11 protein-coding genes are annotated in these 12,234 nt (G+C 64.4%); 4 read left to right on the top strand and 7 right to left on the bottom strand.

All coding sequences use genetic code 11. The annotated features are described in order from the left end of the window. Positions 1 to 60 precede the first annotated feature (60 nt). Positions 61 to 603: a MarR family winged helix-turn-helix transcriptional regulator gene (locus tag NLM27_RS24395; protein ID WP_254145756.1), complete on the top strand. Its 543-nt coding sequence runs from the start codon at positions 61 to 63 to the stop codon at positions 601 to 603. An 18-nt stretch (positions 604 to 621) separates the two neighbouring features. Here NLM27_RS24395 and NLM27_RS24400 read toward each other — a convergent pair whose 3' ends face one another. The 3 genes from NLM27_RS24400 to NLM27_RS24410 are packed head-to-tail and all read right to left on the bottom strand — an operon-like array spanning position 622 to position 3,503. Further along, on the bottom strand, positions 622 to 1,776 hold the full coding sequence (locus tag NLM27_RS24400; protein WP_254145757.1) for an ABC transporter substrate-binding protein: 1,155 nt from the start codon (positions 1,774 to 1,776) through the stop codon (positions 622 to 624). 27 nt (positions 1,777 to 1,803) lie between these two features. Further along, the gene (locus NLM27_RS24405) at positions 1,804 to 2,637 is read right to left on the bottom strand and encodes an amidohydrolase (RefSeq protein WP_254145758.1); all 834 of its coding nucleotides are present in this window, start codon (positions 2,635 to 2,637) and stop codon (positions 1,804 to 1,806) included. A 23-nt stretch (positions 2,638 to 2,660) separates the two neighbouring features. After that, on the bottom strand, positions 2,661 to 3,503 hold the full coding sequence (locus tag NLM27_RS24410) for a shikimate dehydrogenase (RefSeq protein WP_254145759.1): 843 nt from the start codon (positions 3,501 to 3,503) through the stop codon (positions 2,661 to 2,663). Between the two features lie 231 nt (positions 3,504 to 3,734). On the opposite strand from NLM27_RS24410, the gene NLM27_RS24415 reads away from it, so the two are divergent. Continuing rightward, on the top strand, positions 3,735 to 4,547 hold the full coding sequence (locus tag NLM27_RS24415) for a class I SAM-dependent methyltransferase (protein ID WP_254145760.1): 813 nt from the start codon (positions 3,735 to 3,737) through the stop codon (positions 4,545 to 4,547). Between the two features lie 29 nt (positions 4,548 to 4,576). Here the strand turns inward: NLM27_RS24415 and NLM27_RS24420 are convergent, their stop codons facing one another. Further along, positions 4,577 to 6,136, bottom strand: a complete 1,560-nt coding sequence (locus tag NLM27_RS24420) for a L,D-transpeptidase (RefSeq protein ID WP_254145761.1) — start codon at positions 6,134 to 6,136, stop codon at positions 4,577 to 4,579. A gap of 259 nt (positions 6,137 to 6,395) precedes the next feature. After that, positions 6,396 to 7,832, bottom strand: coding sequence for a lipopolysaccharide biosynthesis protein (locus NLM27_RS24425; RefSeq protein ID WP_254145762.1), 1,437 nt, complete (start codon positions 7,830 to 7,832; stop codon positions 6,396 to 6,398). 262 nt (positions 7,833 to 8,094) lie between these two features. Here NLM27_RS24425 and NLM27_RS24430 point away from each other — a divergent pair, with 262 nt between their 5' ends. Together NLM27_RS24430 and NLM27_RS24435 are read left to right on the top strand one after the other, a co-directional pair. After that, positions 8,095 to 9,186 carry a glycosyltransferase family 1 protein gene (locus tag NLM27_RS24430; protein WP_254148911.1) on the top strand — a complete coding sequence of 364 codons (1,092 nt, stop codon included), beginning with the start codon at positions 8,095 to 8,097 and terminating at the stop codon, positions 9,184 to 9,186. 57 nt (positions 9,187 to 9,243) lie between these two features. Beyond that, positions 9,244 to 10,311 (top strand): endo-1,4-beta-xylanase, encoded by a 1,068-nt coding sequence (locus NLM27_RS24435; protein ID WP_254145763.1) that lies wholly within the window; start codon positions 9,244 to 9,246, stop codon positions 10,309 to 10,311. Positions 10,312 to 10,392: 81 nt separating this feature from the next. Here NLM27_RS24435 and NLM27_RS24440 read toward each other — a convergent pair whose 3' ends face one another. Further along, positions 10,393 to 11,343, bottom strand: a complete 951-nt coding sequence (locus NLM27_RS24440; protein ID WP_254145764.1) for a DUF6492 family protein — start codon at positions 11,341 to 11,343, stop codon at positions 10,393 to 10,395. 96 nt (positions 11,344 to 11,439) lie between these two features. Continuing rightward, positions 11,440 to 12,234, bottom strand: coding sequence for a protein-L-isoaspartate O-methyltransferase (locus NLM27_RS24445; protein ID WP_254145765.1), 795 nt, complete (start codon positions 12,232 to 12,234; stop codon positions 11,440 to 11,442).

A 12,234-nucleotide genomic window follows, 5' to 3' on the forward strand; every position in this document is an offset into this window, starting at 1 on the left:
TGCGAGCCGCGCGGCGATGTTAAGATCATGCCGAACCGGAAATCAACCAGAAAGTCTCATATGAGACCATCTCGAAAATCGACGCGCGCCGCGCCGCGGAGCGACAAAAGCGACAAGATCGTTGCACCGGAGCGGGAGCCGCTCGCCGCGGTGATCGGCGGCACCGAGCTCCAGATTGCCTACAGGATGGGCTACGTGCTGAACTTCTACCGCGAGCCGTCGTTTCGGCGGATCGAGATGGAGCTCGGCCTGACGCGGCCGGAGATCGTCACCCTGATCTTCCTGAACTTTCGCGAAGGCGTGACGGCGAGCGAGATCTGCCAGTTCTCAGGCCATCTCAAGGCCAATATCAGCCGCGGCATCATCGCGCTGGAGAAGAAGAAGCTGATACGGCGCGCCGCCGACGAGAGCGACAGCCGCCGCCAGCAATTGTTCATGACGGCGGCCGGCCGTGCACTCTACGCAAAATACATCCCGGTCTTGCGCGATCGGGAGCGCGCCATGCTGGCCTGCCTCACGCGCGCCGAGCGCAGCGAATTCGAGCGCCTGCTCGACAAGCTCGCCGCCCACGTGCCGCAATGGGCCGCACTCGATGAGCTCTGAGCGCGGAGCGGGCGCGCTTCAGTTTCCCTTGCCCCCCTTGAGCTTCGGCAGCGTCTCGACGATCTTCTGCTTGCCGTCGATGATCTCGGCCAGGAAACTGGCACGGTCGATGTCGCCGTTCTGGTCCCAGCTCGCTTCCATGAGCATGCCGGGTGCGTTGTCGGGCGTCAGGGTCAGGCCCTTCATCGCGGCGCCAAAGGCCTTGCTGTCGAACTTGCCGATCTTTTCGGTGACGTATTTCACGAGGTAGACGGCAGTGTAGCCCTTGATGCCGTTGTGGTCGGGCCGGTACTTGTAGCGGTCGCTGAATTTCTTCGTGAACGCCTCGATCGCCGGGACCGGTGCATCCGCACTGAGCCCGACGTGGCCGCGCGCGCCGTTGGCGGCGGACCCGGCGAGCTCGACCACCTTGTGGCTGAGCAGCGTGGTCTCGCCGAACAGCGGCGTCGACAGGCCCTGCCGCTTCGCCTCGATCAGGAAGCGGGCGCTCTCCTCCTCGTTGGTGTAGACGAAGACGGCATCCGCCTTGGCGCCCTTGAGCTTGATGACGTCAGAACCGAAATCGACCTGGCCCTGCTCGGTGGAGATGTCGGCGGCGACCTCGATATTGCGCGCCTTCATCTCCTTCAGGAAATTGTCGTGGCCGCCCTTGCCGAAGTCATTGTTGACCCAGAGAACCGCAACATTTTTCACCTTGAGCCTGTCGTGCAGATAGTTGGCGATCTTCGGCATCGAGAATTGCTGGCCGAAGGCGGTGCGGAACACGAAAGGGTTGCCCTGCGTGGTGATGTCGGCAGCCTCTGCGCCGACGATCTGCGGGATCTCGGCCGCTTGCGTCAGCGCCATGTTGACCTTGACCGAGCCGGAATAGATCGGCCCGAGCACGACGTAAGGATCCTTGTCCAGGACCTTCTGCACTTGCGCGCGCGAAATGCCGGGATTGCTCTGGGTGTCGAGATGCTCGGTCTGGATTTTTCGCCCGAGAATGCCGCCGGCATTGTTGATCTCGTCGACCGCGAGCGCAACGCCATCGCGCCAGTTGGTGCCGGAGACGGCGCCGGGCCCGGACAGCTCGATGACGTCGGGGATATAGACCGTGCTCTGCGCGCTGGCTGCCCCCGTCGGGAGCGATGCTACGACGACGATGCCGAGCGCCCCTGCAAGATGCCTCATGATGTCCTCCTCCCCGTTGCTTTCTTGTTATGATCCCTCGACGCCAAGCAGCCTTGCCGGCGTTCGCCACAGCAGGCGGTGCTGATCGCTCGCGTCCGGAAACAGTTTTGTCAGCACCGCGAGCAGCGGGCCGTAGTCGAGCCGTTCGGGGGCGCGCAGGAACGGATAGTCCGATCCCCAAACGCAGCGATCGAGCGTGAAGGCCTCGACGAGGGCGGCGATGAACGGCCAGGTGTCTTCATAGGGGTGCGGCTGCTGCGAGAATTTGTAGTAGCCGGACAGTTTTACATGCGCGTCGCGTTCGCGGCCGAGCGCCAGCAGCGCCTGGAAGGCCTCACCCTTGACACCCCGCGCGACCGAGGGACGGCCACAATGGTCGATCACCAGGCGCACGGCCGATCTCTCGATCAGCGGCAGCAGATCTAGCAGCTGGTCCTGCTCGACCTGGATCTGGAGGAAAAGGCCGAGGCTAACCAGCTTCTCCAGCAGCGGCGCCGTGTGGCGATAGTAGTCAGTGCCGTGAAACGGCACGTTGAAGGCGACGCCGATCACACCGGCCGCCTTCAACCTTTCGAGCTCCTTGATATCGACGTCATTCTCGACGACGGCGACGCCTTTGAAGCGGCCGCCGCCCTGCTTCAATGTGTCGAGCAGGATGCGGCTGTCGCTGCCATAGCCAGTGTTGGTGGCGACCACGAGCGCGTGCCTGATATCGAAGGCATCGAACACGCGGATCAGTTGCGCCGCGGGCGCGATCTCCTGCCCGCTCGGCCGATACGGTGTGTCGGCGCCGTATGGAAAGCGGACGGGATCGATCGCGTGGATGTGGCAGTCGATCCTGGGAGACGCCGGCAGTGTCATGGCGCAGAACTCCCCGCGGCGAGTCAGAACGTGGCCTCAATGGCTTTGATCAGCTCCGGGGTCACGTCGGGCATGACACCGAACCAGGCCTTGAAGGCGATCCGCGCCTGGTTGAGCACGAGGCCGAGCCCGTTCACGGTGACGCAGCCACGCGCGCGGGCTTCGGCGAGGAACGCTGTTTCGAGCGGCGTATAGATGAGATCGGCGGTGAGCGTTTCGGGCTTCAGGCGCGAGAGGTCGATCTCCAGCGGCGCTTTGCCGACCATGCCGCGATCGGTGCAGTTGACGAGGAGAGCGACATCGCCGAGCGCGGTGCCGCGATCCTCCCATGCCACAGTGCTGACGGCGGCGCCGAAGTCGCTTGCGAGCGCCTGCGCCTTTTCAGGCGTACGATTGGCGATGCGGATCTCACGTGCACCATTCTCCAGAAGGGCCACGACCACCGCGCGCGTGGCCCCGCCCGCGCCCAGCAGCAGGATCGGCCCGGCATCGCCGCGCCAGTCGGCCCTGGCGTCGCGCAGGCTCTGCACAAAACCATTGCCGTCATTGTTGAAGCCGGAGAGCGTGCCGTCGTCCTCGACGACGATGGTGTTGACGGCGCCGATGCGCCGCGCGGTCTCGTTGACGCGGCCGAGCTTTTGCATTGCCGTCAACTTGTGCGGCATGGTGACGTTGCAGCCGCGAAAGCCGAGTGCGACGAGTCCACGAAGCGCATCCTCCAGCCGTTCCGGCTTGACCGCGAGCGGCACGTAGGAGCCGCGGATGCCGTGCGCCTTCAGCCAGTAATTATGAATGACGGGCGAGCGCGAATGCGCAACGGGCATGCCGATGATCCCCGCCAATCCAAATCCATCCGCCTGCGGCATGCTTCCATCCCTGTCACGCGTCTTCAACGCACGACCATTCTATTTGGTCAATTGTCCAAGACAATTAGAGGGAATGGCTAGCGGGTGCAATCTGAAATTTGCGAGCATGAGACCGCCGAGCGCGGCCTTGGAGGAATCGTAGACCGCCATCTGCGAGGTCATCTCTTTGCTGGCGCGCGGTAGACGGCGATCCGTGGTAACGTGAACCTCGTAACCTTCAGCGAGGCAAGCATGTCCGATACTGACAAGGTTTTCGCCGGCTCGGTCCCAAAGCTCTACGACGAGCATCTCGTCCCGATGATCTTCGCCGTTTATGCCGACGACATCGCAAGACGTGTCGCCGCACTTTCGCCCTCGGTTCTGCTCGAAACTGCCGCAGGCACCGGCGCCGTCACCCGCGCCGTGACGGCGGCGCTGCCCCCCGGCATCCGTTATGTTGCGACCGACCTCAACGAGCCGATGCTGGCGATCGCGGCGCAGCGCCAGGGTGAGGACTCCCGCGTTTCATGGCGCCAGGCGGATGCGACCGCCCTGCCCTTCGACGACGCCGAGTTCGACGTGGTCTGCTGCCAGTTCGGCGCCATGTTCTTTCCGGACCGCGTCAAGGGCTATTCAGAAGCAAGGCGCGTCCTGAAGCCGAGCGGCACGTTCCTCTTCAATGTCTGGGATCGCATCGAGGAGAACGTGTTCGCCGACGACGTCACGACGGCCTTGGGCAAGGTATTTCCCGATGATCCGCCCCGCTTCATGGCGCGGACGCCGCACGGCTACTTCGACCAGGCAACCATCCGGGCCGATCTCGAACGCGCAGGATTTGGTAACATCTCGATCGAAACACGCGCCGCCGTCAGCCGTGCACCGACGCCCGACCTCGTGGCGTTCGCCTATTGCCAAGGCACGCCGCTGCGCGGCGAAATCGAGGCCAGAAGTGGCGGCGATCTTCAGGCCGCGACCGACGCGGCCACCGATGCGATCCGCGCGCGCCATGGATCCGGACCGGTCGAAGCCAAGATTCAGGCCCTGGTGATCACGGCGCGGCCGTAAGCCCGCGCCGCAAGCAACACCCTGCGTGCCTACCAAAAGCCCCGCTGTACCGGCTGCGTCGATTGATAATACTGATACTGGCCTCGCCGGCGCGGATTGGCCGGTTGCACATACGGATCGCGTTGCTGGAAGAAGAAGCCGAACCCGTTGCCGCCATTGTCCCAGCCGTCATCGCTCGCGATCATGGCCGGCGGCGCAGTCGGCTTGCGCGTGATGAAGCCGCCCTGCGGCTGATTGCTGAGCACCGCGACGAATTCGGTACGGTAGTTGGTCTCACTGCTCAAGGGCTCGTCGGAGATGACTATCGACGAGCGCGGCAACGCGGTCGGCGCGATGCGGTCCAGCACCTCCTGCGGAATCGTGATCCGGTCGAGCGCATGCCTGGCCTCGTCGCCGTTCTCGATCGTGACCACGCTCCAGCGCAGGCCCGTATCGGCCTTCGCCATCGCCGTGAAGATGTGCGTGCCGAGCGGCAGGTCGGGATTACGGATCGTGACGGGGACCTCGATGCTGGTGTCGAACACCTCGCCGCCGCCGTCGGGCGCCGGCTTGTGGGTGTTTCGCCGCACATAGAGCTTCTGCGTCGAACGGCTGATGTAGACCGAGACCGGCTCGAGCGCGAGCTTTGCATCGGTCGACGCCTTCACCGCGTCGGCCTTCCTGGTCGCCGCCGCCTTGGCGGCTTCCTTCGTGGCGGCGGCGGCGTCGCGCTTCGGTTGCGCGGCGGCCTTGGCGGCGTCGAGCTGCGTCGCTGCATCCGCAGCCTTGGTGGCAACCTTCTGCTTCAGCTCCTCGGCCTTGGCGCGGGCCTGATCGGTCTTTGCATTCGCGAGCGTCTTGTCGGCAAAGGCGAGCTCGGCGTCGGCGCGGGCCTTCTGCTGTTCCAGCTTGCGCAGCGACGCCGGAAGCGAAGCCGCTTCCTTTGCGGCTGCCGATGCAGCCTTCTTGGTTTCGTCGGCGGCCCTTGTGGCCTCCTCGGCCTCGGCGGAGAGCTTGCCAACACGGCCTGGTGCCGCCGCAATGGCGTCCTGCTTCGGCATGAACAGCGAGGGGTGAGAGATTTCAGTCGGGACCGTATCCTCCGGCGAGATGATCACCCGCATCCCGATATAGGTCTTGTCGAACAGGTTCTCGGCAAAGCCGAACGGCATCCGCACGCAGCCATGCGAGGCGGCATAGCCGGGCAGCGGGCCGCCATGCAGCGCAATGCCGTTCCAGGTGATGCGCTGCATGTTCGGCATCCAGGCATCGTCATACATGGTCGAGCGGTGGTCCTTGTCCTTCTCGAGGATGGCGAAGACGCCGGCCGGCGTCTCGCGTCCCGTGGTGCCGGTCGACACCGGCGCGCGCATGATCCAGCCGTCGGCGTCGTAGAAGGTGACCTGCTGGCTCTTGATCGACACGATCGCCATGATCGGCTCGCCGGCCACACGCGGCGCCACCGCCTCGACCGACTGACGGGCCTGCTTGGCCGCAGTCGCCGGGGCCACCGCCGCAAATATGGCCACCGTCGCAAGCGCAATGATCCCGGCAGGCCCCCGACGCCGCATCGCCCTGGTGGATTGCGCCGTCGTCAGTCGGTTTTTCATGCCATCCTCGGTCGAACTGCCAGTCCGCTGGTGTCGTTCAAATGTCAAATTGCGAGCTCTGGATTAAGAAATCGAAGCCGCCTTACGTTCCGTCTGTGGCGAGATTCGGCACGTTCCGGCAACAATCTCTCATATACGACGGTTCGCACAGGCGGAAGGCGGCCGCAGGCCGAGGCTGGCCCGAAGCTGGCCTCGATCGCTGCGGCAGAATGTCCAATCAACTACCCGGGGCGGCGGCGGCCACGCCCACCGATGCTCACTAAACGCCCAGCGCCTTGCGGTTGAACGTTCGGAGGACGCGCAGCGACAACGTTCGCACGTTCGCAACATTCAGCAGCCAGGCCGCGGCGGCGTAAGCGAGGCCGCCGGCGAGGCTGACGATGATGAGCGACACGAGACCGGTGCCGCCGGCTTGCGATCGCGCAATCAGGATCGCGGCCGCCATTGCCGCAGCGGAAGCGGCAACAGCGGCGAGGCGGTTGAGGTCGAACGGGACCGGATGAGCGCGATGCATCAGGACCACGGCAACAAGGAAACCGATCGCCTCCGTCACGAAGGTCGCCAGCGCCGCACCGTAGAGGCCATAGAAGGCGACCAGTGCGAACATCAGGATCACGCTGACGAGCAGCGTGAAGAAGGATTGCGCGGCGAGCATGAAAGGCCGTTCGGCGAGCTGGAAGCTGATCTGGACATAGAACTGATTGGCGATACCGAAGAACCGGGCGAGCACCAAAGTCGGCAGCAGCGCGGACACACCGGCGCGGAAATCGACGCCAACGAGCGTGCCCGCGACCTGGTCCGCGGCCAGCGCGAGCCAGACGGCAACGGGCGCGACGACGACGAGCAGCAGATCGAGGCTTTCGGTCAGCCGCTCGCGCGTCACCGCCTCGTTGTTCTCGGACAGGGAGCGGAACACCAGCGGCACGGTCGCGGCGGCGACGCTGGAAGCGATCATGACCATGAACTGGCGCGGCAGATCGGCGGCGACGCCGAAGATGCCGGCGGCGTCCTTGCCAAGCAAATAGGCGACAATGAGCCGGTCACAGGTCGAATAGAGCGCGACGGACAATCCGGCCAGCGTCAAGGGAAGGCCGTAGCGCGCGAGCTGCAGGAACTGGCTGCGCTGAAATCGCGCGATCTTGGTGCGGTCGCCCGCGAGGTTGAGCACGATCCCAGTGAGCGAGCCCAGCCCGAATGCCAGGAGCAAGCCGATGCCGCCCCAACCGAGCCAGATGCCGAGCAGGCCGAAGCCGACGCTCGCCACGCTGCGCACGATCGAGATCGCCGCGAACCGATAGGGCCGCAATTTGGCACGCTCGAACTCCTGGCCGACATCGACTGCATTGGCCATGACCGCGACGAACATGCTGGCGAGCAGCAGCTCGACGCTGACGTCGCTGCGGAACAGGAAGGCCAAAGGGGTCATCGCGCAGAGGACAGCGACCGTCAGGGCGAAGGCGACGATCGCCGTGCCACGAAAATCGACCTCTGCCGACATCGCCTGATAGCGGGACACCGACAGCTTGATCCAGGCAAAGAAGATCGCACCCAGAATGCCCGCCAGGCTGATGCCGACGACATAGACGCCGTATTCCGCCGGCGTCAGCAGCCGCGTATAGGCCGTGACCGCGAAGAACCCCACCGCCGCAGGCAGGATGTAGGCGACCAGATAGATCGAGAAATGGCGGTTCAGCATGCGAGCACGGGACCGTTGGCGGCCATGGAGTTAACGGATCGTTAAGACAGTTGGACTTCGGTGTGGCAATCGGACTGCGCCGCCCGCATCGGCAAGGATAGCCGCATAAGTCTGCAAACCGGACCGCGAATGGAGCCATCGCGCGGTTATCGCGCGTTAGCGTTAAATTTGCCCTGTCCTTGAAGGGGCCGGCGGGATCACAGAAAAGAAGCAATGATATCGAAACGTCGCCCGACTCCTCCGATGCACTGATGTGACCGACATGGACGTTGCCGAACGAACACGGGCGAAACCGGCCTCCCTGCCGCATCGCGGTGCCGACGCGCCCATGCATCCGGCGGGTCGCAGCGCGGGAGGCCGCGACAGGATGATTCTCAACCTTTTCTTCGAGGAACGGGACGACCGCTGGTTCCCCGGTGACCGCCACTTCCGACCGCTGCTGCGACGCCTGCTGGTGGGCAAGTCCTTCATCAGCGGACAGCGGCGCGTCCTGCTCAATCTGTGCGCGGGCCTCGACCGGCTCGGCATCCGCTATCGCGTCAACGACTATCGCTACATCCAGAAGCACCCCGAGGAACTCGCCTGCATCATCGGCCGGCCGTTCGTGCTCGACTGGTTCAAATGGAAGAACCCGCTCCTGCTCGGCGTCGCCATGTATGACCACCCGATCGATGCGCCGGAGCGTCTGAAGGACCTCGACGTGAGACGCGTCCTGGTGCCTTGCGCCTGGTACGCCGACATGTTCCGTCCGCACTGGCCCCATGTCGACGCCTGGCCGGTCGGCATCGAGACCGATTTGTGGACGCCAGCACCGGCGGATCAGAAAAGCGTCGACGTGTTGCTCTACGACAAGGTCCGCTGGGATTACGGGCGGTACGAGCCGGAGCTGATCGAGCCGATCCGCAGGCATCTCGAAGCAAACGGCCGCACCGTCGAGGTGATCCGCTACGGCCATTACAAGGAAGACGATTACAAGGCCGCGCTGGCGCGTTGCCGCAGCATGATCTTCCTCTGCGAGCACGAGAGCCAGGGCATCGCCTGCCAGCAAGCGCTGTCGAGCGGCGTTCCTGTCTTTGCCTGGGATCGCGGCGGACCGTGGCAGGATCCAAAATATTTCCCGGACAAGGTGAGGTTCGAGGGCGGCGTGTCCTCGGTGCCCTATTTCGACGCGCGCTGCGGCATGACCTTCACCGATGCGGACGGCTTCACGTCCGGCTGGGGCCGCTTCTGGTCGCAGGTCAGCGCGGGGGACTTCGCGCCGCGTGACTATGTGTTGGACAACCTGACGCTCGAGAAGGGCGCGCTCCACTATTACGAGATCGCCGAAGCGGCGATGCAGCGTCACGCTGGCTGACGAAGGCTTTCGGCCAGCCAGCTCGACAAGAACACCCCCGGCGTTGCAAGGAATGCCGTGACCAGGCTCGACAGACGCGAATTTCTCCTCGGCAGTGCCGCAACGCTCGCGGCAGGCGCATCCGTGTCCGCTGCGCCTGCGCCGAAGCTCGCCCAGCGCCGTCCGGGCTATGGCGCTGCGGCGACGCTCTGGGACCTCCAAGCCGATCCGCGGCTGGGCGACGCCATCAGCACCTATTGCACGCAGGTGGTGCCGGTGCTCGAGCTGAAATGGCCGATGCTGCGGCCGGACGCGCACACTTTCGCGTTCGAGCGCGCCGATGCGATCCTGGATTTTGCGCGGGCGAACGACCTGACGATGCGCGGCCACGCGCTCGCCTGGTATCACGACATTCCGGACTGGACCAAGCAGATCAAGGATTCCAAAGGCGTCGAGCGCGCCTTCGTCGATCACATCGGCACCGTCGTCTCCTACTACAAGGACAAGCTGACGTCGTGGGACGTCGTCAACGAACCGATCCCGGACAATCCGAAGAAGGTCACCGACCGGCGCGACACGTTCTGGACGCAGCATCTCGGTCACAGCTGGATTCCGCGGGCCTTCCGCACGGCCGCCGCAGCTGATCCCTTCGTCAAGCTGGCGATTAACGAATATGACATCGAGTCGGTCAAGGACTCCTTCATCGCCAAGCGCGCGGCCTACCGCAATCTCATCATGGACCTGCTCGACCAGGGTGTTCCGCTCCACGCCGTGGGCTTGCAATCGCATCTGCATGCCGAGCTCGAGATCGACACCCATGGCCTCGGCGAATTCGTCACCGAGCTGCGTTCCTGGGGGCTCGACGTGCTCGTCACCGAGCTTGACGTCGACGATCAGAAGCTGACGGGGAGTCCGGCGGAGCGCGATGCCATCGTCGCCAAGCGCGTCGACGATCTGCTGACGGCGATTTCAGCCAGCGGCCCGGTGCGTTCGATCCTGACCTGGGGCATCTCGGACCGCTACAGCTGGATCAACGGCACCTTCGCCCGCAAGGACAAGCAGCCGAACCGTCCGCTGCCGCTCGACGGGGAGTTCAAGCCAAAACCGTTCATGGACGTGATCAGCAAGTTCACGAAGGACGCGTAACCGCTATTGTTCGCGCATGATCTCTTCGGAAAACTGCTGCACTTTTTGCGCTAACGCGGCCCTTGGGGTCCGGATCCCGCTCTAGCGAGTCTTCGGCGTCTCGAATTGGTTCTCGTCGCCCATATGGTCGGGCGACAGGCTCGGGCTGCGACGGTCGCGCGAGGAGAGGCGGAACACGTCGCGGATGTCGTCGATCGAGGTCGACGAATAGGACTGGATGCAGAGCGCGACCTGCTCGGGCGAGGCGGCCCGCATCATTGCTTCGATCGCCGGACGATCGAGGCGCGTGTCGTCCCAGTGCGAGGCCGCGATGCTGTCTTCCGTGACCCGATGCGCCGCCAGATGTTCCGGCGAGTTCGCGACGAAGTTTCCGTAAAGCAGATACTCGGAAAATTTCTTCTTCCGGCACAGGGCCAGAGCCCAGCTCAGGCCCGTCGCCGACTTGATGGCGTCGGTCATCGCGCGCGCGGCGTCCTTGTCCCAGACCAGCGCGTTGCCGACATAGTCGTCAGCGGGGAACGAGCGCTGTTTGACACCGAGAAGTTGATCGACGGTGCGCAGCCACAGCACATGCAAGGGATGATCGGCGTCGATCCCCTTGCGCGTGACGAAGAGCGGCGTCTTCTCACCGCCGGCATATTGGCCGACGTCGAATTCGCGGAAGAACAGATTGTCCGAGTCCAGGATGCAGACGCGCTGCTCCGGCGCATTGAGGACGCCGGCGATCTTCAGGATCTGCTGGATATGCCAGCCGTGCACCGGCGACGACAGCAGCGAGAGCCAGACGCGCCGCTTGCTGATGAACTGGAGCGCCGGCGGCAGCGCGAAGAGCCATTTCGGCAGATAGCGCGAGGCCGGAACGATGACGCGCTTGTCGGACGCGAACCGTTCGAATAGCGGCACGTCCTCATCGTTAACGAGAACATAATGCCGCGTATATCCCGAGAGCCAGGTGTCGATGCTCTCGCTGAGCAGCGAAAAGCGCTCGATATCCTTGGCATAGCTGGCGGACAGCAGGGCAACGGAATGCATGGGGCGCGCTCAAATGGCCATCAAGCCGGTAGTCATAGCGGCGGCGGGAAGCGTTGGAAACTTACATTCGCAATCAAGGTAAAACGAAACGAAGCATTAGCCATCCGCCGGCAACCCCTGCTCGAGCCTGCGAAAGCGCAGCGGCGCCAGTGCGGAAGCGCGCTGCCACCAGTCGGCGACGCGGTCGTCGAGCGCGGTCACACCTCGGCCCCGGCCCGGAAAGATCCGGATCTGCTGCACCGCCTCGGCCTCAAAACCCCGGTCTCTCCGCGTGATCTTGAGAGCGGCGCCCTCACGGTCCCGCTGCGTCAGCGGCACCAGAAGGCGGCCGCGCGGACGGAGCGATTGGAGCCAGAGCGGGTGCGGATGCGCGAAGCCGGCATGCACGATGACGACGTCGGCGGCATCGCCGACCTTCTCACACCCATCGCCATGGACCACCTCGACATTGCGATAGGCGCGAAGGTAGCCCGCAGCGCGCTCCGCAAGCCGCTCGTCGCATTCGACTGCAGTCACCCTGCCCTTCGGGCCGACGATCTTCGACAGCACCGCGGAGAAATAGCCGAGCCCGCAGCCGATTTGCACGACACGGTCCTTCTCCTTGACGTCGAGCACGTCGATGAAATGTGCCCATAGGCTCGGCAGCCCGGTGTCGAGCCTGCGGCGCGCATCGATCGCGACCAGAACATTGTCGTAGAGATGCACGGGATCGGCGTCGGGGCTCAGCCGATAACTGCGCGCCGCCTCGCCCTTGATGCGCCAGGGTCCTCTGGCCAGAAAATCCTCACGGGGGACAGTGGCGAGCGCTTCGAGCAGGCGCGGCGAGGAGATCCGCTCGCGCCTGGCAATCCGCTCGACATAGCGCGCACGCACGGCGGCAAGATCACTCAT

Origin of the sequence: Bradyrhizobium sp. CCGB12, assembly GCF_024199845.1 — a bacterium.
In the GTDB taxonomy this organism is placed as follows: Bacteria; Pseudomonadota; Alphaproteobacteria; order Rhizobiales; family Xanthobacteraceae; genus Bradyrhizobium.

What these genes read in the sequence shown, in the direction of transcription:
- NLM27_RS24395 (WP_254145756.1), top strand. Translation starts at nt 61, where the DNA reads ATGAGACCATCTCGAAAATCGACGCGCGCCGCGCCGCGGAGCGACAAA.
- NLM27_RS24400 (WP_254145757.1), bottom strand. Translation starts at nt 1,776, where the DNA reads ATGAGGCATCTTGCAGGGGCGCTCGGCATCGTCGTCGTAGCATCGCTC.
- NLM27_RS24405 (WP_254145758.1), bottom strand. Translation starts at nt 2,637, where the DNA reads ATGACACTGCCGGCGTCTCCCAGGATCGACTGCCACATCCACGCGATC.
- NLM27_RS24410 (WP_254145759.1), bottom strand. Translation starts at nt 3,503, where the DNA reads ATGCCGCAGGCGGATGGATTTGGATTGGCGGGGATCATCGGCATGCCC.
- NLM27_RS24415 (WP_254145760.1), top strand. Translation starts at nt 3,735, where the DNA reads ATGTCCGATACTGACAAGGTTTTCGCCGGCTCGGTCCCAAAGCTCTAC.
- NLM27_RS24420 (WP_254145761.1), bottom strand. Translation starts at nt 6,136, where the DNA reads ATGAAAAACCGACTGACGACGGCGCAATCCACCAGGGCGATGCGGCGT.
- NLM27_RS24425 (WP_254145762.1), bottom strand. Translation starts at nt 7,832, where the DNA reads ATGCTGAACCGCCATTTCTCGATCTATCTGGTCGCCTACATCCTGCCT.
- NLM27_RS24430 (WP_254148911.1), top strand. Translation starts at nt 8,095, where the DNA reads ATGGACGTTGCCGAACGAACACGGGCGAAACCGGCCTCCCTGCCGCAT.
- NLM27_RS24440 (WP_254145764.1), bottom strand. Translation starts at nt 11,343, where the DNA reads ATGCATTCCGTTGCCCTGCTGTCCGCCAGCTATGCCAAGGATATCGAG.
- NLM27_RS24445 (WP_254145765.1), bottom strand. Translation starts at nt 12,234, where the DNA reads ATGAGTGATCTTGCCGCCGTGCGTGCGCGCTATGTCGAGCGGATTGCC.